22 protein-coding genes and 1 pseudogene are annotated in these 25,790 nt (G+C 64.0%); 16 read left to right on the top strand and 7 right to left on the bottom strand.

The window, feature by feature from the left end:
* The first annotated feature begins 906 nt into the window (after nt 1-906).
* The 6 genes from P3W85_RS38350 (at nt 907) to P3W85_RS38325 (ending at nt 8,785) form a co-directional block, all read left to right on the top strand.
* Nucleotides 907-1,146 carry a hypothetical protein gene (locus tag P3W85_RS38350; protein ID WP_276268634.1) on the top strand — a complete coding sequence of 80 codons (240 nt, stop codon included), beginning with the start codon at nt 907-909 and terminating at the stop codon, nt 1,144-1,146.
* 828 nt (nt 1,147-1,974) lie between these two features.
* Entirely contained in the window at nt 1,975-2,376 is a 402-nt protein-coding gene (locus P3W85_RS38345) for a copper resistance protein (RefSeq protein WP_276268633.1), read from the top strand.
* A gap of 70 nt (nt 2,377-2,446) precedes the next feature.
* Nucleotides 2,447-3,748: a TolC family protein gene (locus P3W85_RS38340; protein WP_017224377.1), complete on the top strand. Its 1,302-nt coding sequence runs from the start codon at nt 2,447-2,449 to the stop codon at nt 3,746-3,748.
* Nucleotides 3,745-5,283, top strand: coding sequence for an efflux RND transporter periplasmic adaptor subunit (locus tag P3W85_RS38335; protein ID WP_276268632.1), 1,539 nt, complete (start codon nt 3,745-3,747; stop codon nt 5,281-5,283). Before P3W85_RS38340 ends, P3W85_RS38335 begins: the two co-directional genes overlap by 4 nt.
* Nucleotides 5,280-8,450 (top strand): efflux RND transporter permease subunit, encoded by a 3,171-nt coding sequence (locus P3W85_RS38330; protein WP_276268631.1) that lies wholly within the window; start codon nt 5,280-5,282, stop codon nt 8,448-8,450. Before P3W85_RS38335 ends, P3W85_RS38330 begins: the two co-directional genes overlap by 4 nt.
* Entirely contained in the window at nt 8,447-8,785 is a 339-nt protein-coding gene (locus P3W85_RS38325) for a copper-binding protein (protein ID WP_276268630.1), read from the top strand. The genes P3W85_RS38330 and P3W85_RS38325 overlap by 4 nt, the downstream gene beginning before the upstream one ends.
* A 193-nt stretch (nt 8,786-8,978) precedes the next feature.
* Here the strand turns inward: P3W85_RS38325 and P3W85_RS38320 are convergent, their stop codons facing one another.
* Nucleotides 8,979-9,380, bottom strand: a complete 402-nt coding sequence (locus tag P3W85_RS38320) for a MerR family transcriptional regulator (RefSeq protein WP_017224381.1) — start codon at nt 9,378-9,380, stop codon at nt 8,979-8,981.
* Nucleotides 9,381-9,443: 63 nt separating this feature from the next.
* On the opposite strand from P3W85_RS38320, the gene P3W85_RS38315 reads away from it, so the two are divergent.
* On the top strand, nt 9,444-9,794 hold the full coding sequence (locus P3W85_RS38315) for a mercuric transporter MerT family protein (RefSeq protein ID WP_276268629.1): 351 nt from the start codon (nt 9,444-9,446) through the stop codon (nt 9,792-9,794).
* A gap of 110 nt (nt 9,795-9,904) precedes the next feature.
* A complete protein-coding gene (locus P3W85_RS38310; protein ID WP_276268628.1) occupies nt 9,905-10,126 on the top strand; it encodes a GDCCVxC domain-containing (seleno)protein in 222 nt (73 codons plus the stop codon).
* Between the two features lie 87 nt (nt 10,127-10,213).
* Here P3W85_RS38310 and P3W85_RS38305 read toward each other — a convergent pair whose 3' ends face one another.
* Both P3W85_RS38305 and P3W85_RS38300 read right to left on the bottom strand, forming a co-directional pair.
* On the bottom strand, nt 10,214-11,524 hold the full coding sequence (locus tag P3W85_RS38305; protein WP_276268627.1) for an ATP-binding protein: 1,311 nt from the start codon (nt 11,522-11,524) through the stop codon (nt 10,214-10,216).
* A gap of 17 nt (nt 11,525-11,541) precedes the next feature.
* A complete protein-coding gene (locus P3W85_RS38300; protein WP_017224384.1) occupies nt 11,542-12,204 on the bottom strand; it encodes a response regulator transcription factor in 663 nt (220 codons plus the stop codon).
* A 92-nt stretch (nt 12,205-12,296) separates the two neighbouring features.
* Between P3W85_RS38300 and P3W85_RS38295 the strand changes: the two genes are divergently transcribed.
* The 3 genes from P3W85_RS38295 to P3W85_RS38285 are packed head-to-tail and all read left to right on the top strand — an operon-like array spanning nt 12,297 to nt 18,091.
* Entirely contained in the window at nt 12,297-13,913 is a 1,617-nt protein-coding gene (locus P3W85_RS38295; RefSeq protein ID WP_276268626.1) for a TolC family protein, read from the top strand.
* 2 nt (nt 13,914-13,915) lie between these two features.
* The gene (locus P3W85_RS38290) at nt 13,916-14,977 is read left to right on the top strand and encodes an efflux RND transporter periplasmic adaptor subunit (RefSeq protein WP_276268625.1); all 1,062 of its coding nucleotides are present in this window, start codon (nt 13,916-13,918) and stop codon (nt 14,975-14,977) included.
* 6 nt (nt 14,978-14,983) lie between these two features.
* Entirely contained in the window at nt 14,984-18,091 is a 3,108-nt protein-coding gene (locus P3W85_RS38285) for an efflux RND transporter permease subunit (protein WP_276268624.1), read from the top strand.
* 48 nt (nt 18,092-18,139) lie between these two features.
* Here P3W85_RS38285 and P3W85_RS38280 read toward each other — a convergent pair.
* A pseudogene (locus P3W85_RS38280) lies at nt 18,140-18,241 on the bottom strand (EamA family transporter); the annotation flags it as partial.
* Between the two features lie 70 nt (nt 18,242-18,311).
* Between P3W85_RS38280 and P3W85_RS38275 the strand changes: the two are divergent.
* Entirely contained in the window at nt 18,312-19,001 is a 690-nt protein-coding gene (locus tag P3W85_RS38275) for an ArsR/SmtB family transcription factor (RefSeq protein WP_276268623.1), read from the top strand.
* A gap of 79 nt (nt 19,002-19,080) precedes the next feature.
* Nucleotides 19,081-19,590: a DUF6630 family protein gene (locus tag P3W85_RS38270; RefSeq protein ID WP_276268622.1), complete on the top strand. Its 510-nt coding sequence runs from the start codon at nt 19,081-19,083 to the stop codon at nt 19,588-19,590.
* A 58-nt stretch (nt 19,591-19,648) separates the two neighbouring features.
* Here P3W85_RS38270 and P3W85_RS38265 read toward each other — a convergent pair whose 3' ends face one another.
* A complete protein-coding gene (locus P3W85_RS38265; RefSeq protein WP_276268621.1) occupies nt 19,649-20,569 on the bottom strand; it encodes a LysR family transcriptional regulator in 921 nt (306 codons plus the stop codon).
* Between the two features lie 216 nt (nt 20,570-20,785).
* Here P3W85_RS38265 and P3W85_RS38260 point away from each other — a divergent pair, with 216 nt between their 5' ends.
* The 3 genes from P3W85_RS38260 (at nt 20,786) to P3W85_RS38250 (ending at nt 23,546) form a co-directional block, all read left to right on the top strand.
* The gene (locus P3W85_RS38260) at nt 20,786-21,502 is read left to right on the top strand and encodes a TetR/AcrR family transcriptional regulator (RefSeq protein WP_276268620.1); all 717 of its coding nucleotides are present in this window, start codon (nt 20,786-20,788) and stop codon (nt 21,500-21,502) included.
* Nucleotides 21,499-22,893, top strand: a complete 1,395-nt coding sequence (locus P3W85_RS38255) for a carotenoid oxygenase family protein (RefSeq protein WP_276268619.1) — start codon at nt 21,499-21,501, stop codon at nt 22,891-22,893. Before P3W85_RS38260 ends, P3W85_RS38255 begins: the two co-directional genes overlap by 4 nt.
* Before the next feature lie 80 nt (nt 22,894-22,973).
* Nucleotides 22,974-23,546, top strand: a complete 573-nt coding sequence (locus P3W85_RS38250) for a hypothetical protein (RefSeq protein ID WP_276268618.1) — start codon at nt 22,974-22,976, stop codon at nt 23,544-23,546.
* Nucleotides 23,547-23,625: 79 nt separating this feature from the next.
* On the opposite strand, the gene P3W85_RS38245 is transcribed toward P3W85_RS38250, so the two are convergent.
* Nucleotides 23,626-24,717, bottom strand: a complete 1,092-nt coding sequence (locus tag P3W85_RS38245; RefSeq protein WP_276268617.1) for a Zn-dependent alcohol dehydrogenase — start codon at nt 24,715-24,717, stop codon at nt 23,626-23,628.
* Between the two features lie 159 nt (nt 24,718-24,876).
* Nucleotides 24,877-25,764, bottom strand: a complete 888-nt coding sequence (locus tag P3W85_RS38240; RefSeq protein ID WP_017228860.1) for a mechanosensitive ion channel family protein — start codon at nt 25,762-25,764, stop codon at nt 24,877-24,879.
* Between the last annotated feature and the right edge of the window lie 26 nt (nt 25,765-25,790).

Below are 25,790 nucleotides of genomic sequence, written 5' to 3'. Positions count from 1 at the left end.
GCTCAGGAGCACACAAAGAGTATGCCGCCGCCAGTGCCCCGACGTTTCATGACGAGGTGAAATATGGAATGCGGCCCCGCGTAAAACCGCGCCTTCGCATGGCCGCCGGTCAGCCAGCTACGGCACTTTACTCCCACGCGCTTGAATGCCTGCATTCCTCATCTGACCCCGGGGAATAAAGTGCTTCCGAAAGTCGCACTGAGCCATTGATTATTCAATGCGTCCAGATCGGTGCGCGTCACTAAATTGCTTTCGGGCAAGAATTGCGTCCGGTAGGAGAGCGCTTCCGAAATCGACGCCTCATTCTCGATTCAATATCGGAGGCAAACGCCGCAATCAATTCTGAGTGGACTAATGGCCTCCTCCATTGTGCCCGCCGCCGTCTCCGCCGCGAACCATAGCTCGACCGCCACCGTGGCCCATACCTGGACTGTTGCCATGGCTCATAGCCGGACCACCGCCGGCGGTCATACCCGGACTGCCGGCATGGACCATACCCTGGCCGCCGCCAACGCCCATAGCCGGGCCATTTCCTCTGACCATCCCCGGACCGCCACCGTGGCCCATGCCTGGACCGTTGCCAGGACTCATGGCCGGACCACCGCCGAGGGCCATACCCGGACTACCGGCATGGACCATACCCGGACCGCCGCCATGGGCCATACCCTGGCCGCGGCCAGCGCCCATAGTCCGCCCGTTTCCAGCGGCCGCACCCGCACCGCTGCCATGGGCCATACCCTGGCCGCGGCCAGCGCCCATAGTCCGCCCGTTTCCAGCGGCCGCACCCGCACCGCTGCCATGGGCCATACCCGAACCGCTACCAGCGCCCATGCCGGGACCGGCGCCCAGGCTCATAGCCGGACCGGCGCCATGGTCCATACCTTGACCACGGTCATGGAATCCGTGATGAAACCGGTGGTGCCGGCCGTGATGGAAGCTCCCGAGGAAAATGGCGCCATACACTGGAAAGCCGCCATAGTAATATCCAGAATAATAGGTGTATTCGTGGTCCGAATATCCATAATACGGATAATCATAATTGGGATACTCATAATAAGGATAGGTATCGCCGAGAGGCCCGGAATAGTATCCGGCGGTGTAGGTATCGTCGTAGTAGGCCGCGGTTGGAACTTCGCTGCATCCTGATAGAAAAAACAACGCCGAAGCAGCCATCGCGGCAGCGCGAATCGTGCTCATGGCTTACCCCCCGCCACATCAAGTGAATCACGTCGCAAATGTTGCTGATGCCGTACACATCAAATTGGCTCCAACAGGCAGCCCTGTGACCGGCATCTCAACTCAGCCCCCCTTGGTACTGCGCTCACGCTATTCAGCCTGCCATATGAAGCCAAGAAAAGCGCGAAGTTTGGGCTCGTGGCGGATGCTCCCCTGGCAATCTCGGCTTTTCCCATCCGGGTCCATGGCCGAGCGATTGATCCGGCTTAGCCACTTTCCGTCTAATTTGGGTGGACAGCCTTCTAATCAAGTTTACGCGCTCCAGTCCAGCTATGCGCTTCTTTGCGAAATTTCGACGACGCAAATCTGGATGGCGCAGCATTGAGGGTCGCGTGGACATTGAGGCGTCTGGCTGCCCCTCTGTAGTCCTCGCGCTCCAGGAGCGTCCACCTAAAGCGTTCTCCGCCTGAGGCCGAGTACAGCAAGCCGGCGCTACCGCTTGGCTTGCAAAGGCAACGGCTAGTCCTATCCCAACGACCATGCAACGAGGTTGTTCCCTAGCGAACGACCTTGCACTCGGCAGTGCTGGCCAACCATTGGACGAAATACGTTCGGAGCCGCACCGTTCGAGGTGAACGGAGACTTATCATGAAGAAGATCATCCCGGCCGCCGTTGGCACGACGGCACTCCTCGCTTCCTTGTCCGACCGACAAATGTGCGACAACCTGCCACGGCAGGTCCATCCCAAACTTCGCTGAACGCTGATACTATTCTTGTCAAAATAAGCAACAGTTCTCGTGCGCACATCTGTTCGCCGGCTATGGCTTGCCGGGTTCCTCATCACCGCTTTCCTGTCAGTCCAACTGGCAGCGGCGGCTTACGCCTGTACGGGAAGCCGTTATTCGCTTGAGCAGATGGACGACATGGCCGGCATGATGGAGTCATGCCCGGAGATGGCGAAGAATGCCCAACAGGACACGGGGGCGCATGACGGGCTCTGCCTTGAACACTGCCAGCTCGGCTCCAAATCTGTCGACCACGCATCACCGCAAGTTCCTGCTTTTCTGCCGGTGCTGTTGAACGTGGTAGAGCCAACGCCGGCGCCCACGGTTGACCACTTTGCACTGGTGTATGGGGCCGCCATCCCGCGCGCGCCACCACCACGGCTCTCCATCCTCCACTGTTGTTATCGCACGTAGCCTCCTGAGCAACGCAATTCGGGTGCTGTCTCGCTAGACCGGGACAGCTGTCGTTGCTCCTGGAGGCTTTATGCTTTTCCCTCGTCGCTTGATGCAGGCGCTGCTTTGCGCGCCTGTGCTCGGCATGGCCGTGCCGCTTGTGGTGCACGCCCAGTCGGCACCACCTCTTTCTATCGAAGAAGCCGTTGCGCTGGCCACCACGCGTGCCGGCAACGCCGAGACCTCTCACGGCGCCGTTGAAGCCGCCGTACAAATGGCGGTCGCGGCCGGCCAGTTGCCGGACCCCGTGCTCAAACTCGGGCTGAACAATGTCCCGGTCAACGGGAATGATAGGTTCTCGCTCAGCCGGGACTTCATGACCCAGCGCTCTGTCAGCGTTGTTCAGGAGTTCACTCGCTCAGACAAGCGCCGAGCGCGTACGGACCGCTATGAAGCGGAAGCCGCCGCCGCAGAGGCGCAGAGAGCCGTCAGCCTGGCCAATGTTCAGCGCAGCGTTGCCACCGCATGGCTCGACCGCTGGTATGCCCAGCAAGCGGACGTGCTCCTCGGCCACCATGGCCACCCCCTGGAACTCGAACTTCAAGCCGCCATGGCCGCCTATCGAAGCGGGCGTGGCACGCGAGCGGATGTGCTTGCGGCGGAGATGGAAATTCAGAAACTGCAGGACCGCCTTGACGAGAACCGAGCCGCCGTCGACGCGACCCGCGCGAATCTCGAACGTTGGGTCGGCCAAGCCGCAAGTCGCCCACTCTCGGAGCGGCCGGGTCTCGTCGTTCCCTTGCGCCTGCAGCAGCTTGTGCAGACCGAACTGGATGCCTTGCCGGAAATGGCGGCTTCCCAACGGCAAATCGCCTTGGCGGAAGCCGACATTCGGGCAGCCACTGAGAACAGGAAGCCGGATGTGACCGTCGAGTTGATGTACAGCCAGCGCGGCTCCGCCTTTTCCAACATGGGTTCTCTCAACGTCAGCTTTCCGGTGCCTTGGGACCAGGGCAATCGGCAGGACCGCGAAGTCGCTGCCAAGCTCGCACAGGCACAGGAGGCACGAGCCAAGTCGGAAGTCATCGCACGCAATACCAGGGCAATGGTCGCGGCCAAGCTCGCCGAGCTGCAGCGCAATCTCGACCGGCTCAAACGCTACGACCAGAACATCTTGCCGTTGGCAAACGCCCAGGCAGACGCTGCACTGACGGCATACCGGGCCAACACCGGGCCCCTGGCCGCTGTTGCCGAAGCAAACCACCGAGCCATCGACACGGCGCTCGAGCGACTGACACTTGAAGCCAAAACGGCAAAGCTGTGGGCCGACCTGACCTTCCTCATCCCGCTGCCGACAGCACAGACCGAACCCGCCGTGAAGGAGCTCAAATGAAGAAACAGGCCATTTCCATCGCGGTGGGTGTCATCGTCGCCGCGAGCGCACTCTATGGCGCCTATCACCTTGGTGTCAGGCAGGGCGCGAAGTCCACCCAGCCCCCAGCTCCGGCCGTGGCGGAGGCAGGGCTCAAGGCCAGCGACACGGACCCGAAGACCGGAAAACGTGTTCTCTACTGGCACGACCCCATGGTGCCAGGCCAACGCTTCGACAAGCCCGGAAAGTCGCCGTTCATGGACATGCAACTCGTGCCCGTCTACGCGGACGGCGACGGGAGCAGCAGCGGCGTGACCGTCGATAGCCGCGTCGCCCAGAATCTAGGCATCCGCACCGCTGAGGTGAAGGCTGGCCGGCTGAGCGCCGTGCTGGAAGTGCCCGGCAATGTCGCCATCGACGAACGTAGCGTCCAGGTTATCCAGGCCCGCACCAATGCCTTCGTGCAGCATGTCTCCGTCAAGGCAACGCTAGACCCGGTCAAGCGCGGCCAACCGCTGGTGACGTTGTACTCGCCGGACTGGGTGGCGGCGCAGGAGGAATACCTGGCGGTGTCACGCATGGCGACCAGCGGGCAAACCGACTTGCGTAGTGCGGCCAAGGCACGCATGCTCCAGGCCGGGATGACGCCTGGCCAAGTGAGCGCCGTCGAGTCCTCGGGGAAGCTGCAGCCCAATCTGGGAATAACCAGCCCGGTGGACGGCATTGTGACCGAGGTCGGAGTTCGTGACGGGATGACCGTAGCGCCCGGTATGACCCTGTACCGCCTGGCAAACCTGAGTCAGGTCTGGGTCATCGCGGAAGTGCCGGAAGGGCAAAGCCACAGCATCGCGCCCGGCTTGCCCGTCAAAGTATCGCCGACCGGTGCATCTGAGGCGCTCGCTGGCAAAGTCGACACCGTCCTACCCGACGTGAATCCGGCCACCCGAACCATCAAGGTCCGCATCGTGCTGCCCAATATGGGGCGGCAGTTGCTGCCTGGCATGTTCACGACGGTTCGATTCGATGCCGGTCAGGAGAAGGAGGCGCTGCTTGTTCCGTCCGAAGCTGTCATCCGCACGGGCCAACGGAACATCGTCATGGTCGACACCGGCAAGAATGGCTTTGTCGCGGCGGACATCAAGACAGGCCGGGAAGCCTCGGGCATGGTGGAGGTACTGGACGGACTCAAAGCCGGCCAGAAGGTCGTCACCTCGGGCCAGTTCCTCATCGACTCGGAAGCCAGCCTGCGCGGCACCGCCACTCGGATGGAAGCTGTCCCTGCAGCATCCGCGCCCGCAGCAGCACCCCCCGAACATGAGGGAGTCGGACGCATTGAAGCCGTGTCGCCTGATGGCCTGACCATTTCACATGGACCGATTCCAACCATGCATTGGGGCGCCATGACGATGGACTTCAAGCCGCCTCCTTCCGGCATGCCGAAGGGTCTGAAGGAAGGTCAACAGATTCGCTTCAAGTTCCACATGGATAGCGAGGAAACACCGGTCCTGTCTTCCGTACAGCAGGCAGCCGCAAGCACGGCGGGAGCAAAGCCATGATGGCAAACCTCATCCGCTGGTCGATTCGGAACCGCTTCGTCGTCCTGCTGGCGACTGTCATCCTGACAGCGTGGGGCATTTGGGCGGCGCGCAGCACGCCGCTTGACGCCTTGCCGGACCTCTCCGACGTCCAGGTCATTGTCCGCACCACGTACCCCGGCCAGGCTCCGCAAATCGTCGAGAATCAGGTGACTTATCCGCTCACGACCACCATGCTATCGGTGCCCGGAGCCAAGACCGTGCGGGGGTACTCGTTCTTCGGGGATTCCTTCGTCTATGTCCTGTTCGAGGACGGCACCGATTTGTACTGGGCGCGCTCGCGCGTGCTGGAGTACCTGAACCAGGTTCAGTCAAGACTGCCTGCTGCGGCCAAGCCCGCGCTCGGTCCGGATGCCACGGGGGTGGGCTGGGTCTACGAGTACGCGCTCGTCGACAAGACCGGCCAACACGACATCGCACAGCTGCGCGCGCTACAGGACTGGTTCCTGCGCTTCGAACTGAAGTCGCTACCCAACGTCTCTGAAGTAGCCTCCATTGGCGGGATGGTGAAGCAGTACCAGGTTGTGCTGATGCCCGAAAAACTGCGCGCCTACAACATCCCTCAGGCCAAAGTCCTGGAAGCGCTGAAGGGCGCAAACCAGGAAGCCGGCGGCTCGGTGCTGGAGTTCGGCGAAGCCGAGTATATGGTGCGTGCTTCCGGGTATCTGAAAACGCTGGACGACTTTCGGCAGATTCCGCTGAATGTCAGCAATGCGGGCATCCCGGTTCGTCTCGGCGATGTGGCTACGCTTCAGCTGGGCCCGGAAATGCGACGCGGCATCGCCGAGTTGAACGGTCAAGGGGAAGTCGCCGGTGGCGTCATCATCATGCGCTCCGGCAAGAATGCCCTGGAAACGATCGAGGCAGTCCGGGCGAAACTCGAGTCTCTCAAGAAGAGCCTGCCGCCGGGCGTGGAGATTGTCTCGACCTATGACCGCTCCAGCCTTATCAATCGTGCGGTGGAGAACCTGACGCACAAATTGGTCGAAGAGTTCATCGTAGTGGCGGTGGTCTGCCTGGTGTTCCTATTTCACATGCGGTCCGCGCTGGTCGCCATCGTCTCCTTGCCGCTGGGTGTGCTGGCTGCCTTTCTGGTGATGCGCTATCAGGGCGTGAACGCCAACATCATGTCGTTGGGTGGCATCGCCATTGCCATTGGGGCCATGGTTGACGCGGCTGTCGTGATGATCGAGAACGCACACAAGCACATCGAGCATTGGCGCGAAAAAAATCCTGGGCGCCATCTTCGCGGCGACGAACAATGGCAGGTGATTGGCGAATCCGCAGCGGAGGTGGGACCAGCGCTCTTCTTCTCGCTGCTCATCATCACCCTGTCCTTCATTCCCGTGTTCACGCTGGAAGCCCAGGAGGGTCGCCTGTTTTCACCGCTCGCCTTCACCAAGACATACTCAATGGCAGCAGCCGCAGGCTTGGCTGTGACGCTGATTCCTGTCCTGATGGGCTACCTCATACGCGGCAAGATTCCGTCCGAGCAATCCAATCCCGTCAATCGCTTCCTTATCCGACTCTATCAGCCGGTACTCGCCCGGGTACTGCGCTACCCGAAGAGCACCATCGTGGTCGCTGCGCTGATGCTCGCCGGAACCGCGTGGCCCATCATGCGGGTTGGCGGTGAGTTCATGCCTCCGCTCGACGAAGGCGACCTGCTCTATATGCCTTCGGCGCTGCCAGGACTGTCTGCCGGCAAGGCGGCGCAACTGCTCCAGCAGACCGACCGGCTCATCAAGACGGTGCCAGAGGTCGCAACCGTGTTTGGCAAGGCTGGCCGTGCCGACTCTGCCACTGACCCGGCGCCGATGGAGATGTTCGAGACCACTATCCAGTTCAAGCCGCGCGACCAGTGGCGAGCCGGCATGACGCCGGACAAGCTGGTAGAAGAGTTGGACAAGACGGTCAAGGTGCCGGGGTTATCCAACGTGTGGGTGCCGCCGATTCGCAACCGTATCGACATGTTGGCCACAGGCATCAAGAGCCCGGTGGGCATCAAGGTGGCCGGCACCGACCTGAAGGAAATCGACAAGCTGGCCGGCCAGATAGAACAAGCCGTCAAGCCGGTGCCGGGCGTTACCTCTGCCCTGGCCGAACGTCTCGCCGGTGGACGCTACGTCGACGTCGACATCGACCGCGTGGCAGCCAGCCGCTATGGCCTCAATGTTGACGACGTCCAAAGCATCGTGGCGTCGGCCATCGGCGGCGAGAACGTTGGCGAAGTGGTGGATGGCTTGGCCCGTTACCCCATCAACGTCCGCTATCCACGGGACTACCGCGACTCGGTCGAGCAATTGCGCATGCTTCCCGTGGTGACGCAAAGCGGTCAGCAGATTCTGCTGGCAGATGTCGCCCGCATCCAGGTGACGCAGGGGCCGCCGATGTTGCGCAGCGAGAACGCGCGGCTGTCCGGCTGGGTCTATGTGGATATCCGGGGACGCGACCTGCGCTCGGCCGTGCAGGAAATGCAGGGTGTCGTTGCCAAGGCGGTGCCGCTGCCTGCCGGCTATTCCATCAGTTGGTCCGGACAGTTCGAGTATCTTGAACGCGCCACCCAGAAGCTGAAGGTGGTGGTGCCATTCACGCTGCTCATCATCTTCCTGCTGCTTTACCTTACCTTCAGTCGATTCGACGAAGCCCTGCTCATCATGGCGACCCTGCCGTTCGCGCTGGTGGGCGGGTTCTGGCTACTCTATCTCCTTGGCCACAACTTATCGGTGGCAAGCGTGGTGGGCTTCATCGCCTTGGCCGGCGTCGCCGCGGAGTTCGGCGTCATCATGCTGCTCTACCTCAAGCAATCCTGGTTCAGGAAAGTTGAGAGCGGGCATGCCGACCACGCGGCCCTGCTTGAGGCGATTCAGGAAGGTGCCGTCCTGCGCGTTCGCCCCAAGGCCATGACTGTGGCAGTCATCCTGGCCGGCCTGTTACCCATCATGTGGGCGGGCGGGACCGGCTCGGAAGTCATGCAGCGCATCGCAGCGCCGATGGTGGGGGGCATGGTCACAGCCCCCCTGCTCTCGCTCTTTGTTGTTCCGGCCGCCTATTTCCTGATGCGCAGGCGCCGGATGAGTTCACCTGCCGCATCCACCCACCCCACCCTTGGAAAGGAATCGCTATGAAATACGCCAACGCCCTCTCGATCGTTCTTGCCCTTGCAGCCGCGCCGGCAGCCTTCGCTGCCGGGTCGATGGATGGCATGGACATGAAGCCGGCCACCCAATCTCGGCAAGCACCGCATCCTGTCGCTGCCGAAATCAAAAAGATTGACCGGCACGCTGGCAAGGTGACGCTCAAGCATGGCCCCATCGAAAACCTTGGGATGGATGCAATGACAATGGCCTTCCCGGTGAAAGACCGCGCTGACTTAAAGAATTTCAAGGTGGGCGACACCGTGTCAGTTACGTTCGACAGCGTGGATGGCAAGGCGACCGTGGTCGAAATGCGTCGCCCCTAATGCCTGTTCCGAGCACTGCTAAAGCGGGCGGTGCTCAGAATTCTTGAAAGGCCTACGACAATCACGGGGCCTGAAAGGAGGTGAATGCCAAGTTGTGCTCATCCGGCACGCCGCCGGTGTGCCGGTCAGGTGTGCCCACTGTGCATCCCAGACGTCAATCAAGCCGGCACTTTCCGGACGCTGCCGCCCAGCGTCACTCTGACCCACACAACGTGTCGATCAGGGGACACGAGACCTCCGCATGATTAGCGCGGCACTGTCCGACAAGGCTTCTCAGCTCGGTTCGCAGCACCCGCAAATCCCGCAACCGCTCCTCCACGACCTGGAGTTTGTGCTCTGCCAGCGTGCGGGCGGTACCGCATGCGCTACCGTCATTAAGCTGCAGCAGGGCGCGAACTTCATCCAGGGTGAAGCCCAGCGCCTGGGCCCGGCGAATGAAATGAAGCCGCTGCAAGCTCTGCCGCGAATATTGACGAATAGCGCCATACGCGCGTTCCGGTACCGGCAGCAAGCCGCACCTGTGGTAGTAGCGCACCGTCTCCACGCCAACATTGGCCGCCTTGGCCAACTGCCCGATTGTTAGTGTCGACTCCATCACTTGACTCCGTACTTAGGTACGTAGCTAGACTACGTGCAAGCAGGTCGAATAGGAAGTGTGATGGCAGGTCGATGGACAACACCCGGTGCTCTGCTGGCCGGCACAGGAGCCGCAATTGGCGCGTCGGCTTGTTGCGCTGGGCCACTACTGCTGGTCATGTTGGGGTTAGGTGGCGCGTGGGGTACTCGACTGAGCGCGCTGGAGCCATTTCAACCATTCTTCATGGCCGGAGCGCTCGCGTTCTTCGGGTTCGCCTTCTATCGCCTCTACAGCAAGCCTGAAGCCTGCAACGCAGGGGAGGCCTGCGCGGCTCCGGCCGTGCGGAGACGCCAACGGGTCATGTTCTGGACCGTCGCGCCCGGCGCCGTGGCGCTGATGGCGTTCCCACTGTATGCACCGCTGTTTTATTGAGGCATTCCCATGTATAGGAATCCAGTCCTGTTGTTCGTCGCGGCCATCGCTTCTGCCGCGGCCTTTGCTGCCGGCACGCGCTATCCATCGACCATCAGGCAGGAGAAATGATGAGCGCCGTCGAATTGCAGTCAACCATCACCTGCCCCAGGTGTGCGCACGCGAAAGCAGAGACGATGCCCACAGACGCCTGTCAGTGGTTCTACGAGTGTGAAAATTGCAACGCAGTACTCAGACCCACGGCCGGGGACTGCTGCGTTTTCTGCTCGTATGGCACCAACAAGTGCCCACCGATGCAACAACTGTCGGGATCGTGCTGCGCCTGCGAATGAACTGTGGCCAGACTTCGCCAAGACATCGAAGCCGCGTTGCGGGATGCGTGCCATGGCGCGGATTCCGGCAAAAACGCAAGCTCGTCTTCAATCGTTTGCGAGGGGTTGCGTGTACACAAACCGCAAGCCTGTCTTTCCGTCCGACGTAACGGCATGCAAACTGACTTGGCCACCAAGCCGCGCCGCTGCGCTCCGGACAATCGCCAGCCCAAGCCCGCTCCCCGGTTGCCCCGACCCGACAACCCGATAGAACGCGTCAAACACGCGGGGAAGCTCCCCTTCGGGAATGCCTGGTCCGGAGTCTTCCACTTCGAACATGGCAGCGTTGCCCTTCCGATACAGTCGTACATCGACCTTTCCACCAGGTGGTGTGTACAGGACCGCATTGTCGATGGCATTGCGAACCAGCGCGCGAAAGTCCTCTTGACTCCCGCGAATCGTCAGCGCCTCGCCAACCTCTAAGCCAAGGTCGATATCCTTGGAATCCGCGAACGGGAATATCTCCCCAATCACATCGATGAGCACAACCTTGGCGTCGATGTCGTGACCGACCGTCGGCGGGCCTGCCTCGTGCTCGGCCAGCATCAACAATTGTTCGACCAGGGAGCGCATGCGTGAGATGCTCGCACCCAATGGAGCAAGGCGAGCCAAGACTGCCTCGGGAACGGCCTCCACCGTCATGACGTTCTCCAGTTGCAGGGTCATCGCAGTAACCGGCGAGCGCAGTTCGTGCGCCGCATCGGCTACGAACTGGCGTTGCTGCGAAATGGCCGACTGCAGCCGCCCAAGCAGCCTGTTCGTCGAACTCACAAACGGCAGGATTTCCGACGGCGCGCCCTGCGTGACGAGCGGCGCCAGATCTGTGTCGCCCTTCCTATCGACCTCCGCAGAGAGCTGCTGTACTTTCCGCAGCAGAATTCGGATAAGAAATCCTGCCAGCAGTGTCAGGATGGGAATCACGGACAACAGCGGAATCAGGGTCCGCAGCGCACTGTCACGTGCAATCTCGTCTCGCGCCGACGTTCGCTGCGCGACAGCCAGGCCATATTCCGCGCTCAGCGGCCTGATGTAGATGCGCCACGATTCGCCGTGCGAATCAATGGTGTGCAGACCATCGGATAGCTCGCCCGGCAGGGTCAGCGACGGGTCTGGCGTGACCACCCGAGTGGCTAGCTTGGATACCTTCAGCACCCAGATTCGCATCTCCGGCTCCTCGGCCTGAACGAACCCGCCCTGCGAGGAGAGAAACCCGGCATCGCCAGGCGAGACCAGCCAGGCAATTTCCCGCAACTCGTCGTCCTGCAGGTCGCGCGCCTCCTCAAAGGCGAACCAGAACGACGCCGCTGCCGCCACAAGCCCAATGACCAGAATCGTGCCGCATATCGAGATGGACAACATCCATAGGAGTGACCGGTTCACTCCGCCTTTGGCACCATCCATCCCACCCCCCTGATATTCTTGATGACACTCGCGTCAAGTTTCTTCCTGACCCCGTGAAGGAGGAACTCAACGGCATTGCTTTCGACCTCTTCGTTCCAACCGTAGATGCGCTCTTCGAGCGCATTGCGGGAGAGGATGACACCAGGCCGGAGCATGAATTCGCGCAAGAGCGCAAATTCGCGAGCCGATAGCTGACGCTGGATGCCCTGGTACCAGACCTCGTGACTGGCCTGGTCCAGCGAGAGCGCGCCATTTCGAAGGATTGAGGAAACCTCTTGGCCTTGCCGCCGCGTGAGGGCGCGGAGTCGGGCCAGCAGCTCCCCGACATGAAACGGTTTCACCAGATAGTCATCCGCGCCGAGGTCCAGGCCTGCAATGCGGTCTTCTACCGCGCTGCGCGCCGTGATAACGAGGACCGGCACGGCATTTCCTTGCCTTCGTGCCTCGCGTAGTACCTCGAGGCCATCTTTTCCGGGAAGCCCCAGGTCCAGCAGAACCGCCTCGTAGCGCTGCGCGAATAGCGCCGTAGCGGCTTGACGGCCATCCGTCGTCCAGTCCACCGCATAGCCCGCGTCCCTGAGAGTCTGGCATATGGCCTCCCCGATAAGGGGATCGTCTTCCACCAGTAGCGTTCGCATCCTCTCCCCATTTCGGTTGCTTGTCCATGCCAGCCCCGCGCGCAGCGTGTCTGTGAAGACTTAGCGGAGACTTAGTGGAGACTTGGCGGCGATTGCCGCATAAGTCACTTCGGCTTGAATCTGCTAAGTCCCCGCTAATTTTCGCTGCATATCCTCGCCCCCGCTTGTTGCCCATCGCTCCCTCAGGCCAACGGGCACTCACCAACTGGTGGTCCGGATCGGACTACGGAATCGACCAGAGGAGCCGAGGAATGAATGTCGCAAACGCCACGCTGACGGCGCGACCGGGCTCGATGCCACGGATTCTAGCCTCGTCTCGGGCATGGTTCCTCACTGTCTGCTGCGCGACCCTGTCAGCTTGCGCGTTCGACCACTATGACGCGCGCCCAATCTCCGCCGGCACCATTGCCAACACATACAACGAGCGTTCGCTTGCATCGGCCGACTTGCGCGACTTCATTGAGCGGCATGCCATGCCCTCAAGCACCAACTGGCCACCACCCCGCTGGAACCTGGATACCCTGACCCTTGCTGCGCTGTACTACAACCCGGACCTGGACCTCGCACGTGCCAGGCTGGCGAGCACGGAAGCCAGCATCAAGACCGCCGCGCAGCGGCCGAATCCGTCCCTGCAGTTGCCGTTTCAACGCACGCTGAATCCCAAGGGCGGAGACTCGCCATGGACTCTCGGTATTGCGCTGGACATCCCGATTCAGACTGCCGGCAAGCGCGGCTACCGCATCGACCAGGCTACCCATTTCGCCAGCGCGGCGCGCCTGGATGTCGCAAATGCGGCCTGGAGCGTGCGAAGCCAGCTACGGACCCAGCTATTGAATCTCTGGTTGGCGAATGCGCGGACGGAGCTCCTCAAGCAGCAGTTGGAACTGGACCAACGCATGAATACGATGCTGGAGAAACGCGTCCTCCTGGGCGAGGCTTCGGCATGGGAGCAGAATCAGCAGCGCCTGGCTCTCATCCAGGCTCAGGCCGACTTGCTGGATGCGCAGCGGCAGACGTCAGCCGCCAGGGTCCTGATTGCCAATGTGCTTGGGCTACGGTCGGGCGCCCTCGATGGCCTGGATATCGACCTTACGGATTTCGGTCGGCCTTATGCCTCGGTTCCGGCCCCGGAAATCCGGCTACAGGCATTGCTGAACCGGGCCGATGTGCTGTCTGGCCTGGCGCAGTACGAAGCCAGTCAAGCCGCGTTGCAGCTGGAGGTCGCCAAGCAATATCCGGACATTCATCTTGGCCCGGGCTATACCTTTGACCAGGGATTGCGCAAGCTTGGCTTCGACTTTACCAATCTCGTGCTGCCCATCTTCAATCGCAACGAGGGGCCAATCGCAGAGGCGCGGGCCCGGCGACTGGAAGCGGAAGCCCAGGTCAAGCGGCTCGAAGCCCAGGCACTGGGTGAAACCGACGGCGCCATCACCGCGTATCAAGCCACGCAAAGCATCCTGAAGCGGAATGAGGAGCAGGTCAGCATGCAAGGCCGCCAGCTCCTGGCAGCACGACGTTCCTTCGAAGCGGGACAAACCGACCGGATGGCGTTGACGCTTGCCGAACGGACCGAGCTTGCCGCGCGGCTTGCATGGCAAGACGCCGAATTCCGGATGCAGCAGGCCATCGGCCGGCTGGAAGATGCCATCCAGCGTCCGCTCTCCGGCCGCGATGCGGGCGCCAACCCGAACAACTGGGTCAAGTGACCATGACAAGAAAAACGATACTCAAGGGCATTCTGCTCTTGTCGCCTGCGATTCTGGCCGCGCTTGTGCTGGGCGGGTTCTTGCTGAGCAAGGGTGAGCAGGACAAGGAAGCCGAACGCGAGGCGCCGGTCCCGAGCGCGGTCCGCATCGCGGTGGCGGAGGGATTCACCACGCTGACGGTCGACACCGCCATGCAAACACGCAGCGGCTTCCAGGTGGATGCACTGGCGCCCGCTAGCGCGACAACCGGACCCGCCGCCTATGGCATCGTTCTCGACTTGCAACCCCTCGTGGAAATGGCGAGCCGCCATGCCTCCGGTGTCGCGGACCTGAACGCCGCCCAAGCTTCGCTCGACGCGTCGCGCGCAGACTATGAGCGGCTCCAGGCCCTCAACGCAGACGCAAGCAATGTGTCGCTCAAGACAGTGCAAGCAGCGCGCGCAGTGCTTGCTTCGGCGACGGCAAAAGTCAATGCGGCACGCGTGGGGGTCGCCGCCATTGCCAGCGCAGCCAGGCAACAGTTCGGACCGACTCTGTCGGCCTGGGCGTCGACACCGGAATCCCCGGAGCTTGTCCCCTTCGTGGCACGCCGCGAAGTGTTACTGCGGGTCGTCCTGCCGCCCGGGCCATCCGCGACAGCCCCCGCCGTCCTGAAAGTGACGACGGATGGTATCCCCGCGTTCGACGCGCGCTTGATTTCGCCGTCGCCCCAGGTCGACCCCGGCATCCAGGGGCAAGCCTACTTCTATCGCGCCGCTGTGCCCCTGGCTACGGGCATGCGCATATCCGCCCACCTCGCTGTACCGTCGGGACAAGATGGCGGCCTGCTGGTGCCCGCCGGCGCCATCGTCTGGTATGGCGGTCAACCCTGGGCCTACGTCCAGTCCGACAACACGCACTTCCAGCGCCGGCCAGTCGACCCGCGCTCGCCTCAAGATGGGGACTTTGTCGTCACCGAAGGATTCAAGCCCGCCGACCAGGTCGTGGTGCGGGGCGCGCAGCTATTGCTTTCCGAAGAATCCCGAGCGCAGCTGGCCAGCCAGCAAGGCAACGACGCGCGCTGACCCAATATGCTGACTTCCATTGTCGACTTCTCCGTCCGCCTTCGCGGCGTCATCCTTGCGCTCGCCTGCCTGCTCCTCGGCTACGGCACCTATGCTTTGTTCCAGAGCAAGCTCGACGTCTTTCCGGAATTCACGCCGCCGCTCGTTACCGTCCAGACGGAAGCCCCCGGGCTCTCCGCAGAGCAGGTCGAACTGCTGGTCACACAGCGCGTTGAAAATGCCTTGGGCGGCTCGATCGGGCTCGAGTCCATGCGGTCCCAATCGATACAGGGCGTATCGGTCGTTACCCTGACGTTCAATGGCCAGACCGATATCGGCCACGCCCGGCAGTTGGTGGCGGAACATCTGGCAACCCTCACGGGCGAGCTGCCAGCGGGAGTACGCGCGCCGAAGATGACCCCACTGAGCTCGGCGACCAGCATCGTGCTTGGGATAGGGATGACGTCGGACACGCGTTCGCCCATGGAGCTGCGCACTTTCGCCGAATGGACGCTAAAGCCCCGGCTGCTGAGTCGTGCCGGGGTCTCGGACGTGAGTATCTACGGTGGCGAAATCAAGCAATACCAGGTCCAGGTCGACCCGCAAAAGCTGGTTCGCCTTGGCCTCTCGCTGCACGACGTGGTCAGCGCGACGCAACGCGCAACCGGCATCCGTGGTGCGGGCGTGCTCGAAACCCCGAACCAGCGCATTGTCCTCAACACCGTCGGCCAGACCACGACCGCCGAGCAGTTGGGCCAGGTTGTCCTGCGGCAGAAGAACGGCGCCGTGGTCCGACTCGCGGATGTCGGCAAGGTCGTACTTGGCCAGGAATTGCCGGTCAGCGGCGCCAACGTCCAGGGCAAGCCGGGCGTCGTGCTGATGGTCAGCAACCAGTACGGCGCGGATACCGTGTCGGTGACCAGGAACGTCGAGGCAGCGCTGGCAGCCTTGCAGCCAATGCTGGCGGCCAATGGTATCCAACTGCACGCTGACATCTTCAGGCCCGCCAATTTCATCGTCGCCTCGACCGACCACCTGCGCACGGCGCTCGTCGTAGGGGCGGCGCTGGTGGTCATCGTCCTGTTCCTTTTTCTCTTCAACGTACGCACCGCCTTCATCTCAGCCACCGCCATCCCGCTCTCGCTGCTGGCCGCCGTCGTAGTACTGCATCACTTCGGCGTGGCGCTGAACACGATGACGCTGGGAGGACTGGCCATCGCGCTTGGCGAGGTGGTGGACGATGCCATCATCGACGTGGAGAACATTTACCGTCGCCTGCGCGAAAACCGCCACTTGGCGACGCCGCTGCCCGCCATCACGGTTGTCGTCACCGCATCCACCGAGGTGCGCAGCGCGGTGATATATGCAACATTTACCGTTGCCGCAGTCTTCCTGCCGGTGCTGAGCTTGTCCGGCGTTGCCGGCAAACTGTTCGCCCCACTGGGGATGGCCTATATCCTGGCCATCATGTCGTCGCTGGTGGTCGCACTCACGCTGACCCCGGCGCTATGTTATGCATTGCTGGCCAACCGTACCGGCGATGCGGAGGAGCCCCGCGTCTACCAGTGGCTCAAGGGCCGCTACGCAGCCATCCTCACCCAGGTCGAGCAGCACTGGATTGCCGTCGTCGTGGCATTTGCCGGCCTGGTGCTGGCGACGCTGGCAACACTACCCTTCTTCAGCACGGAGTTTCTGCCGGAGCTGCGCGAAGGGCATTTCATCGCCCACATGCAGGCGGCACCGGGCACCTCGTTGCAAGAATCGCTGCGTATCGGGGAACGCGTCAGCCATGCGCTGCTGGCGGTGCCGAACATACGGAGCGTGGCTCAACGGGTTGGACGAACCGCGCGCGGCATCGATGTCTTCGGCCCGCAATATAGCGAGTTCGAGATCGACCTGAAGCCTGGCTTGGATGCGGAGGCACAGGAACAGACGCTGGCCGACCTGCGGAAAGAGATGGCGGGCTTTCCCGGCTTGACCTTTGCCACCGAAACCTTTCTGACCGAACGGGTCCAGGAAACCATTTCCGGCTACACGGCGCCGGTCATCGTCAACGTGTTCGGCAATGACCTCGATATCCTGGACGGCCTGGCGCGGCAGGTGTCGCGGACGCTCAGCACCATTCCGGGGGCGGCCGGGGTGACGGTGCAGTCGCCTCCCGAAATCCCGCAGCTGACCATCCGTCTGCGGCAGGACCAGCTGACGCGCTGGGGCTTTGCACCGCTGGACGTGATGGAAGCCATCCAGACCGCTTACCAGAGCGCCGAGGTCGCCCAGGTCTATGAGGCAAACGCCGTCGTCAATGTGGCGGTGGTGCTCGCCAGCGAATCTCGCCGCACGCCGGCTCAGGTGGGCGAGTTGCCGCTGCGCAATGCCGATGGCGTCATGGTGCCGCTAGGCCGCCTTGCGGACATCACGCAAACGACAGGCCGCTACCTCATTCTGCACGATGGCGGCCAACGGCTGCAGACCGTGACCGCGCATCTCAACGGTCCTTCGCTCGGTCAGTTTGTCGGTGAGGCCCAGCGCCGCATTGCCGCAGACGTGAAGTTTCCGAAGGGCTATTACTTCGCCCTATCGGGCGAGGCGCAGGCCCAGGCGCACGCACAGCGGGACTTGCTGGTCTATTTCGCCATGGCGGCCGCCGGCATCGGCCTGCTCGTCTATCTGGCACTGCGCAGTTGGCGCGGCCTGGTCCTGGTCATGGCAAACCTGCCGTTCGCGCTGGTGGGCGGCGCGCTTACGGTCTTTGCCACGGGCGGATTGCTGTCGCTGGGGTCGATGGTCGGCTTTGTGACCCTGTTCGGCATCACGTTGCGCAACGCCATCATGCTCATCTCCCACTACGAGCACCTGGTCCAGGTCGAGGGCCGCGCCTGGAACCTGGAGACGGCGACTCTGGGCGCAACCGAGAGGCTGGCGCCCATTCTGATGACAGCGCTCGTTACCGGGCTGGGCCTGTTGCCACTGGCGCTCCAATCCGGCGAACCGGGCAACGAGGTGGAGGGGCCGATGGCGGTTGTCATCCTGGGCGGCCTCTTCACCTCGACCGTGCTGAACCTGCTGATATTGCCGACCCTGGCGCTACGCTTCGGCAGATTTGACTGGGGAGCAAGCCAGAATGCAGACCGTTGATTCCAGCTTGCCCCACTCACGTCTGCGCACGGTGTCGGTAGTTATGCTCCATAGCGCAAATGAGAGGATGACGCCGAAGAGCGGTGCCACCGGGAAGTACGCGCCGGTTCTGGCCGTACCCAGATGGCGTAGCGCCACCACGAACACGCGTTGAAGTCCGAGGCCATCATCCGCCGGCAAACGCCTATACTGCATTCGTTGCTTCAATTCAGGATGAACTATGGAATACGCTCCCAGCATCAGCCAGCTGGCTGGCCTGCTTGCCGACCCCGGACGAGCCGCCATGCTGTGGGCGCTGATGGACGGCAGCGCGCGGCCGGCAGGCGAGCTCGCTGCCATCGCGGGCCTGTCGGCATCGTCCACCAGCGGACACCTGGCGCGCCTTAGCGAGGGCGGCCTGCTCGCCGTGCAGACGCGCGGGCGCAATCGCTACTACCGGCTTGCCACGCCCGAGATCGGCGTAGCCATCGAGGCGCTCGCCAGCGCGTCGCTGGCAAGCCAGCCGCCGCGTGCGCGGGTCGTGCCTGCCTCCCGTACCGCCCCCGCGGCGCTGCGCCAGGCCCGCACCTGCTACGACCATCTCGCGGGGGAACTGGCAGTTGGCCTGTTCGAGCGGATGTCGCAGGCCAGTTGGATCGTGGTGCAAGGCACCACCGTGGACCTCACCGCGAGCGGCGCGCAGGGCATGGCGCAACTTGGCGTGGACCTCGAGGTGGCGCGCCGCAAGCGGCGGCAGTTTGCCTGCACCTGCCCCGACTGGAGCGAGCGCAAGCCGCATCTGGGCGGCGCGCTCGGCGCGGCGCTGCTCGAGAGCCTGATGGCACGCAACTGGATAGAACCCACGCCCACCTCGCGCGCGCTGCGGGTCACGCCGCGCGGGCAACGCGAGATCCCGCGCATTGCCGGCTGAGCCAACGACGTGCGGATTAGGTATCATTTCCCGATTTCAATGCGCCGCACAGGCGCCGCACCGGTGGAGGGCAGATGCGATGAGCGAAGGACTGAATAACGAAGCGCACCAGGCGCTCTGGCGCCTGATCGAACTGATCAACTTCGACGACTCGGCCATGGCCGAAAAACAGCAGACGCTGTTCGACGAAGCGCTGGCCGATTCGGATGACGCGGATGTGGTCGAAGGCCAGGAACTGCTGTGGATCCTCAAGGACGTGATCGACTGGGAATCCGGCTTCTACGTCGACTGGAAGGATGCCGAGTCCTTTATCAGCTGCATGGACGAGCTTTGCGCCCGGCTCGACATCGAACTCGACTGGGGCGTGGAAGATACCGAGGACGAGGACTTCCTGGAAAGCACCAGCGTGCCCGAACTGATGGAGCTTGCCCACGAGCAATTGCGCCTCGCCGGTGTCACCTTGTGGAACTGGAACACCGAAGGCGACGCCTACGCCGGCTGGATCGCGCGCGGCGAGGACGACGAGGAAATGACCACCCTCGCCGAGACGCTGGGACTGGAAATCAGGACCGGCGACCAGCCATACTGAGACTGCCGGCGGGGACGGCCGGGGCGCCGCGGCAGCCCCGGGTGCCGGCGCCGGGCCCTCAACCCCGCGCCGCCACGAGCCTGGTATCCGCGCTGCCCAGCGTCTCCTCCAGCACATCGAGAAACGCCCGCACACTGGCGGGCATCAGCTTGCGCGCGGGCATCAGCACATACACCTTGAGCGGCGACGACGTATAGCCGGGCAACACCCGCACCAGCCGCCCCTGGTCCAGTTCATCCTGCACGTAGCGCGGCGACAGGCGCGCCACGCCAAGCCCGTCCAGCGCCGCCTTCAGCCGGATCTCGGCATTCTGCGTACGCATGCGCGGCTCCACCGCCAGGCTTGCCACCTCCGTGCCATCGCGCAGGAATTCCCAGCGCCGGTCCTCGGCATTGCCCAGCATGGGCCAGTTCGCCAGGTCCTGTGGCGTGCGAGGCAGCCCGCGCGCGCGGATCAAGGCCGGCGAGGCAAAGAAGCCGCGATCGATCAGCACCACCCGCTTGCTGGCGAAGGAGCTGTCGTGCAGCCCGGTATTGGTCATCACGAAGACGAGGTCGTAACCGCGTTCGACCAGGTCGGGCTGGTCCCACGTCACGTCGACCTCCACCCGCAGCGCGGGATGCAGGCGCAGCAGCCGGGTCAGGCTGGGCGAAAGGTGCAGGGAGCCGACCTCGTAAGGCGTGGCAATGCGCAAGGTGCCGGCGACCTCCGTGCTGACCGACACCGCCTCGGCGCTGATCTCGCGCAACTCCGTGAACAGCGGCGCCACCCGATCGTACAACTGCTGCCCCCGCTCGGTCACCCGCACCCGGCGCGTGGTGCGCTCGAACAGGCGCACGCCCAGCTGCATCTCCAGCCGGGATACGGCAGCGCTTGCCGAGGACTTCGGCACGTCGGCCAGTTCGGCGCCCTTGGTAAAGCCCGCGCCCTCCACCACCCGGCAGAAAATCTCCCAGTCCTTCCATTCGATCGTCTTCATGCGCCCGTCCTTTCCGCCAACCGCATGCGTCCTTGAGCGGTACGCGCCGGCGGAGAACATTGTCCCATGCGGTGAACAATAGCGCGCGTTGCGGATGCCGCCGGCCTTATTGAAATCTCCCCTTGTAAATTTACGTCGTAAATATACACTGTAAAACATACATGGACGGCCATACCCCGCCGCATCCGCAAACCCGCACGACAACCCTCGCAGCCAATGGCAAGACATCTGACCCAGGAAGAAATCGACGCCTTCAAGACCCGCCTGTGCGCGGTGGCGGAACGCCGTTTCGCCGAAGGCGGCGTGGCCAGCGTAAGCATGCGCCAGCTCGCCGAGGAACTGGGCTGCAGTCCGATGACGCCCTATCGCTACTTCCAGGACAAGGAAGACATCCTGGCCGCGGTGCGCGCGGCGGCGTTCGACCGCTTCGCCGCGGCGCTGGAAGCCGCCGCCGCCACCGCTGGCGATCCCCGCCAGCGCGCGCGCGCGGTGGGCGAGGCTTACCTCGCCTTTGCCTGCGCCCAGCCCAATGCCTACCGGCTGATGTTCGACATGACGCAGCCGGACGACCGCTATCCCGAACTGGAGCGCGCCGGCGCGCGCGCGCGCCGCACCATGAGCGCGCACCTGGAAGACATGGCGGCGCGCGGCCTGATCCACGGCGACCCGCAGGTGATGAGCTATGTGATCTGGGCCTCGATCCACGGCCTGGTCATGCTGCACCTGGCCGGCAAGCTGCACGGCTCGCCCGGCATGCACGCCATCCACGCCGAGATGGTGCGCCTGCTGTCTGCGGGCATGCGCGCACCCCAGCCCGAAACGGGCACAGAAGCAAGTACCGAAGCAAGTACCGGAACCGAAGCCAGCAACGAAGCCATTCCCCAAGCCACGCACGACCCCGCCAAGCGACAGACCAAGAGGAGCACCCGATGAGCCAGCCCGAACCGTCGTCCCCCTATCTCAGCGGCAATTTCGCCCCCATCCTGATGGAGTGCGACGCGCACGACCTGCCCGTGCTGGGCGAATTGCCGCGCGCGCTGCGCGGCACGCTCTACCGCAACGGGCCCAATCCGCAGTACGCGCCGCGCGATGCGCACTATCACTGGTTCATCGGCGACGGCATGGTGCACGCCTTCCATATCGAGGATGGCCGCGTGCGCTATCGCAACCGCTGGGTGCGCACCAACAAGTTCCAGCGCGAGCAGGCCGCGGGCCACGCCCTGTTCGGCAGCTGGGGCAACCCGGCCACCACCGACCCCTCGGTACTCGGCCAGAACGATGGCGTGGCCAATACCAATATCCTCTGGCATGGCGGACGCCTGCTGGCACTGGAAGAAGCCGACCTGCCGATCGAACTGGATAGCGAGAGCCTGGCCACGCGCGGCGACGTCGACTACGGCGGCAAGCTCGACGGCGCCATGACGGCGCACCCGAAGATCGACCCCGTCACCGGCGAAATGGTGTTCTTCGCCTATTCGGCCGATGGCCCCTTTACCCCCGGCATGCGCTATGGCGTGGTGGACCGGGACGGCCGGATGCAGCGCCTGGAGCGCTTCGAAGCCCCCTTCCCCAGCATGGTCCACGATTTCATGGTGACGCAGAACCATGTCCTGTTTCCCATCCTGCCGCTCACCGGCAGCATGGAACGCGCCATGCGCGGCGAGCCGGCCTACGCCTGGGAGCCGAAGCTGGGCTCGCACATCGGCATCATGCCGCGCAGCGGCGGCGCCGCACAGATACGCTGGTTCCGCGGCGAGGCCTGTTATGTGTTCCATGTCATGAACGCATGGGAGTCCGGCAGCCGGATCATCGCCGACGTGATGCAATACGACACCGCGCCGCTGTTCAATCCGGATGCCAACGGCGCCCGCGCGCGGCTGTGCCGCTGGACTTTCGACATGGCCGGCAAGTCGGACCGCTTCACCCGCGAATACCTCGACGACATGCCAGGCGAGTTCCCCCGCTTCGACGAGCGCTTCTCGACGCTGCCCTACCGCCACGGCTACTTTGCCTTTCGCCAGCACGAAAGCAGCGGGCGCGGCAGCTATGACGGCCTGGCCCATATCGACCTGCACAGCGGCAAGCGCGTGACCCATGTGCTGCCCGAGGGCGATGCGGTCTCGGAGCCGGTGTTCGTTCCGCGCGCCGCCGACAGCGCCGAGGGCGACGGCTGGCTGCTGGCCACCGTCTACCGCGGCGCCGAGGCACGCAGCGACCTCGCGGTCTACGAGGCCGGCGCCCTGGCGGACGGGCCCGTCGCCACGGTGCCGCTATCGCACCGCGTGCCGTTCGGCTTCCACGGCAACTGGCTCGGCGCGGACTGAAGCCGCCCCGGATCATCCACGCCAGGCGGCACGGCACCACGACACGCATCGCGCCGCATCACGACACCAAGGAGACCAGCATGGGAATGCTGACCGGATTCGCGCCCTTCATCGCTTTCTTCGTCGCCATGCGGATGGCGTCGCCCCTGGCAGGGCTCGGCGCGGCCTGCGCCGTATCGCTCTTCATGTGCCTGCGCATGAGGCGGCGGGGAGAATCGCTCAAGGTGCTGGAAGTGGGGAGCCTGGCGCTGTTCGCCGTGCTGCTGCTCTATACCGTGGTGGCTGCGCCGCAGTGGACGGTGGCCACGGTGCGGCTCGCGGTGGACGGCGGCCTGCTGGCCATCGTGGTGATCTCGCTGGCGATCGGCCGTCCGTTCACGCTGCAATATGCCCGCGAGCGCGTACCGCGCGAGTACTGGAACGCGCCGCGTTTCCTGGCGGTGAACCGCCATATCACGCTGGCCTGGGCCGCCGCGCTGGCGGTGATGGTGGCCGCCGATGCGGCGGCGGAATATGTCAGCGCCATCCCGCTGTGGGTCGACATCGCGGCCACGGCCGCCGCCTTCGCGGGCGCCGTGATCTTCACGGTGCGCTACCCGGCGGCGGTGCGGCGCGCGGCCGCGTCAGGCGCACTGCGACAGCCGCAAGCATAGGCGCGAGCGGACCAGCCAGTGCGCGCGTCAGCGGCGGGGAAATCCGGCGAAACCGCGGCCCGGGCCGCCGCCCGCGGGCTCAATGCTCGAACATGATCACCGAGCGTGCCAGCTCGCCGCGGCGCAGTTCGTCGAAGGCCTCGTTGATGTTCTCCAGCGGCATGCGGCGCGAGATCAGCTCATCCAGCCTGAGCTTGCCCGACAGGTAGAAATCCACCAGCCGCGGCATATCCACCGGAAAGCGGTTGGAACCCATCAGCGAGCCCTGGATGCGCTTTTCGGCCAGGAAGTCGGTGCCCTTGATCTCGATCTTCACGCCCGGCGCGATCATGCCGATCACGGTGGCGGTGCCGCCGCGGCGCAGCATGGCGAAGGCCTGTTCGGTGGTCTGCTTGAGGCCGATGGCCTCGAAGGCGTGATGCACGCCACCGCGCGTCAATTCGCGCACCGCCTCCACCGCATCCACGTCGGCGGCGTTGATGACGTCGGTCGCACCGAACTTCCTGGCCAGCTCCAGCTTGCCCGGCACGCGGTCGATGGCGATGATGCGGCCCGCGCCGGCAATGGCGGCGCCGTTGATGGTGGCCAGGCCAATGCCGCCACAGCCGATCACCGCCACGGTCTCGCCTGGGCTCACGCGCGCGGTGTGCACCACGGCGCCCACGCCGGTGGTCACCGCGCAGCCGATCAGCGCGGCGCGGTCCAGCGGCATTTCCGGGCGGATCGCCACCAGCGCGTGCTCGTGGACCAGCATCTGCTCGGCAAAGGCGGACAGGTTGAGGAACTGGTTCATGGTCCCGCTCCCGCCCTTGGCCAGCAGGCGCGGTTCCTCGCCCTCGCGGCGCTTGGTGTCCGGCTCCACGCACAGCGACAGGTGCCCGGTCAGGCAGTGTTCGCAATGGCCGCAGTATGCCGACAGGCAGGTGATCACGTGATCACCGGGCTTGACCGTGCGCACCTCCGCGCCCACCTGCTCGACCACCCCGGCCGCCTCGTGGCCGAGCACCACCGGCATCGGGAACGGATAGGCGCCGTCGAGAAAATGCAGGTCGGAGTGGCAAACGCCGACCGCTGCCGTGCGCAGCAGCACCTCGCGCGGCCCGGGCTTGCCGATGGCGACGTCTTCGATCACGAGCGGGGTCTTGGGTTGATGCAGGACGGCGGCTTTCATGGGTCTCCTCGTTGTTCGGCGCGTTGTTCGGCGTATTCGACGTACTACGATTCCAGCCTCCCCGGCGATGGGCGGCGCAGAGCGCTACCATACAGCCGAAACGGGATTCGGTGAAGCCTCGCCGCCGCGCCACCCGCCAGCCCGCGCCGCGCTTGGGGATCAGGACGCCGAAGCCGCCCCGGCTTGCTGCGGGGACGCGCCCGCGGCGCCGGATGCCGCCTGCGCCGCAGCCTCCGCGATACGCTGCAGGTGATACCTGCGCAGGATCTGCTGCCCGACCGAGAGCCGCGAGGCCACCGGCACCGGGAAGCGCACCAGCACGTCGAGCCGGTCCGCCGCCATGGCTTCGAACATCACGCGGGGCTCGAACTGGGAGAGATCGAGAAAGCGCGTGCCGCCGTACTCCTGCAGGCTGTGCCGGGCCTCGTCCAGGAACGGCGCGCACACCTGCTCGGTGATCCCGATCAGCGTGGCCTCGACGCGGTCCGGGTCGCTCTTCTCGGGCAGCGGGATGCGCAGGGTCTCCAGGGTGTACTTGCCCGACTGGGAGTGATTGCGCACCGCGGAGGTCAGCAGCATGCTGTTGGGAATCTGCACGGTGGAGCCGGTGAACTGGCGCGCACCGGCGATTTCCACCAGCGTGGTGGTGAGCGCGTCCATATCCGCCACTTCGCCGGAGTAGGGGCCGATCTCCACGATGTCCCCGAGCTGGAAGGGGCGCGCCATCATGCGCAGGAAGGCGCCGAGGAAACACATCACGAGTTCCTTGCCGCCGATCACCAGCGCCACCGCGAAGGCGGTCAGCGAGATCGCCACGCTCTTGAGCTCCGACACCCAGATCCCGAGCAGCAGCAGGAACACCACGGCGCCGACCACGTTGCGCGAAGCCACGGTCCAGGTGCGATAGCTGCCGCGGTTGTCCTTGTCCCCCTGCTGGCGCGCCTGGAAAAATCGGTTGATGAACTTCACGGCCAGCATGCCGGCCAGCACGATGCCGGCGCTCAGCCCGATATGTAGAAGATAGCTGTCGTTGAAGGGCAGGTTCATGAGGATGGTTCCGGATACCGCGAGGA

Source organism: Cupriavidus basilensis (genome assembly GCF_029335485.1).
Lineage (GTDB): Bacteria > Pseudomonadota > Gammaproteobacteria > Burkholderiales > Burkholderiaceae > Cupriavidus > Cupriavidus basilensis_E.
This window is presented reverse-complemented; position numbering and strand designations above follow the sequence as displayed.

Coding starts and splice junctions, on each gene's coding strand:
- P3W85_RS38285 (WP_276268624.1), top strand. CDS start 14,984: ATGCTGACTTCCATTGTCGACTTCTCCGTCCGCCTTCGCGGCGTCATC.
- P3W85_RS38330 (WP_276268631.1), top strand. CDS start 5,280: ATGATGGCAAACCTCATCCGCTGGTCGATTCGGAACCGCTTCGTCGTC.
- P3W85_RS38340 (WP_017224377.1), top strand. CDS start 2,447: ATGCTTTTCCCTCGTCGCTTGATGCAGGCGCTGCTTTGCGCGCCTGTG.
- P3W85_RS38315 (WP_276268629.1), top strand. CDS start 9,444: ATGGCAGGTCGATGGACAACACCCGGTGCTCTGCTGGCCGGCACAGGA.
- P3W85_RS38320 (WP_017224381.1), bottom strand. CDS start 9,380: ATGGAGTCGACACTAACAATCGGGCAGTTGGCCAAGGCGGCCAATGTT.
- P3W85_RS38245 (WP_276268617.1), bottom strand. CDS start 24,717: ATGAAAGCCGCCGTCCTGCATCAACCCAAGACCCCGCTCGTGATCGAA.
- P3W85_RS38325 (WP_276268630.1), top strand. CDS start 8,447: ATGAAATACGCCAACGCCCTCTCGATCGTTCTTGCCCTTGCAGCCGCG.
- P3W85_RS38270 (WP_276268622.1), top strand. CDS start 19,081: ATGAGCGAAGGACTGAATAACGAAGCGCACCAGGCGCTCTGGCGCCTG.
- P3W85_RS38240 (WP_017228860.1), bottom strand. CDS start 25,764: ATGAACCTGCCCTTCAACGACAGCTATCTTCTACATATCGGGCTGAGC.
- P3W85_RS38350 (WP_276268634.1), top strand. CDS start 907: ATGAAACCGGTGGTGCCGGCCGTGATGGAAGCTCCCGAGGAAAATGGC.
- P3W85_RS38255 (WP_276268619.1), top strand. CDS start 21,499: ATGAGCCAGCCCGAACCGTCGTCCCCCTATCTCAGCGGCAATTTCGCC.
- P3W85_RS38335 (WP_276268632.1), top strand. CDS start 3,745: ATGAAGAAACAGGCCATTTCCATCGCGGTGGGTGTCATCGTCGCCGCG.
- P3W85_RS38310 (WP_276268628.1), top strand. CDS start 9,905: ATGAGCGCCGTCGAATTGCAGTCAACCATCACCTGCCCCAGGTGTGCG.
- P3W85_RS38265 (WP_276268621.1), bottom strand. CDS start 20,569: ATGAAGACGATCGAATGGAAGGACTGGGAGATTTTCTGCCGGGTGGTG.
- P3W85_RS38250 (WP_276268618.1), top strand. CDS start 22,974: ATGGGAATGCTGACCGGATTCGCGCCCTTCATCGCTTTCTTCGTCGCC.
- P3W85_RS38260 (WP_276268620.1), top strand. CDS start 20,786: ATGGCAAGACATCTGACCCAGGAAGAAATCGACGCCTTCAAGACCCGC.
- P3W85_RS38275 (WP_276268623.1), top strand. CDS start 18,312: ATGGAATACGCTCCCAGCATCAGCCAGCTGGCTGGCCTGCTTGCCGAC.
- P3W85_RS38300 (WP_017224384.1), bottom strand. CDS start 12,204: ATGCGAACGCTACTGGTGGAAGACGATCCCCTTATCGGGGAGGCCATA.
- P3W85_RS38305 (WP_276268627.1), bottom strand. CDS start 11,524: ATGTTGTCCATCTCGATATGCGGCACGATTCTGGTCATTGGGCTTGTG.
- P3W85_RS38290 (WP_276268625.1), top strand. CDS start 13,916: ATGACAAGAAAAACGATACTCAAGGGCATTCTGCTCTTGTCGCCTGCG.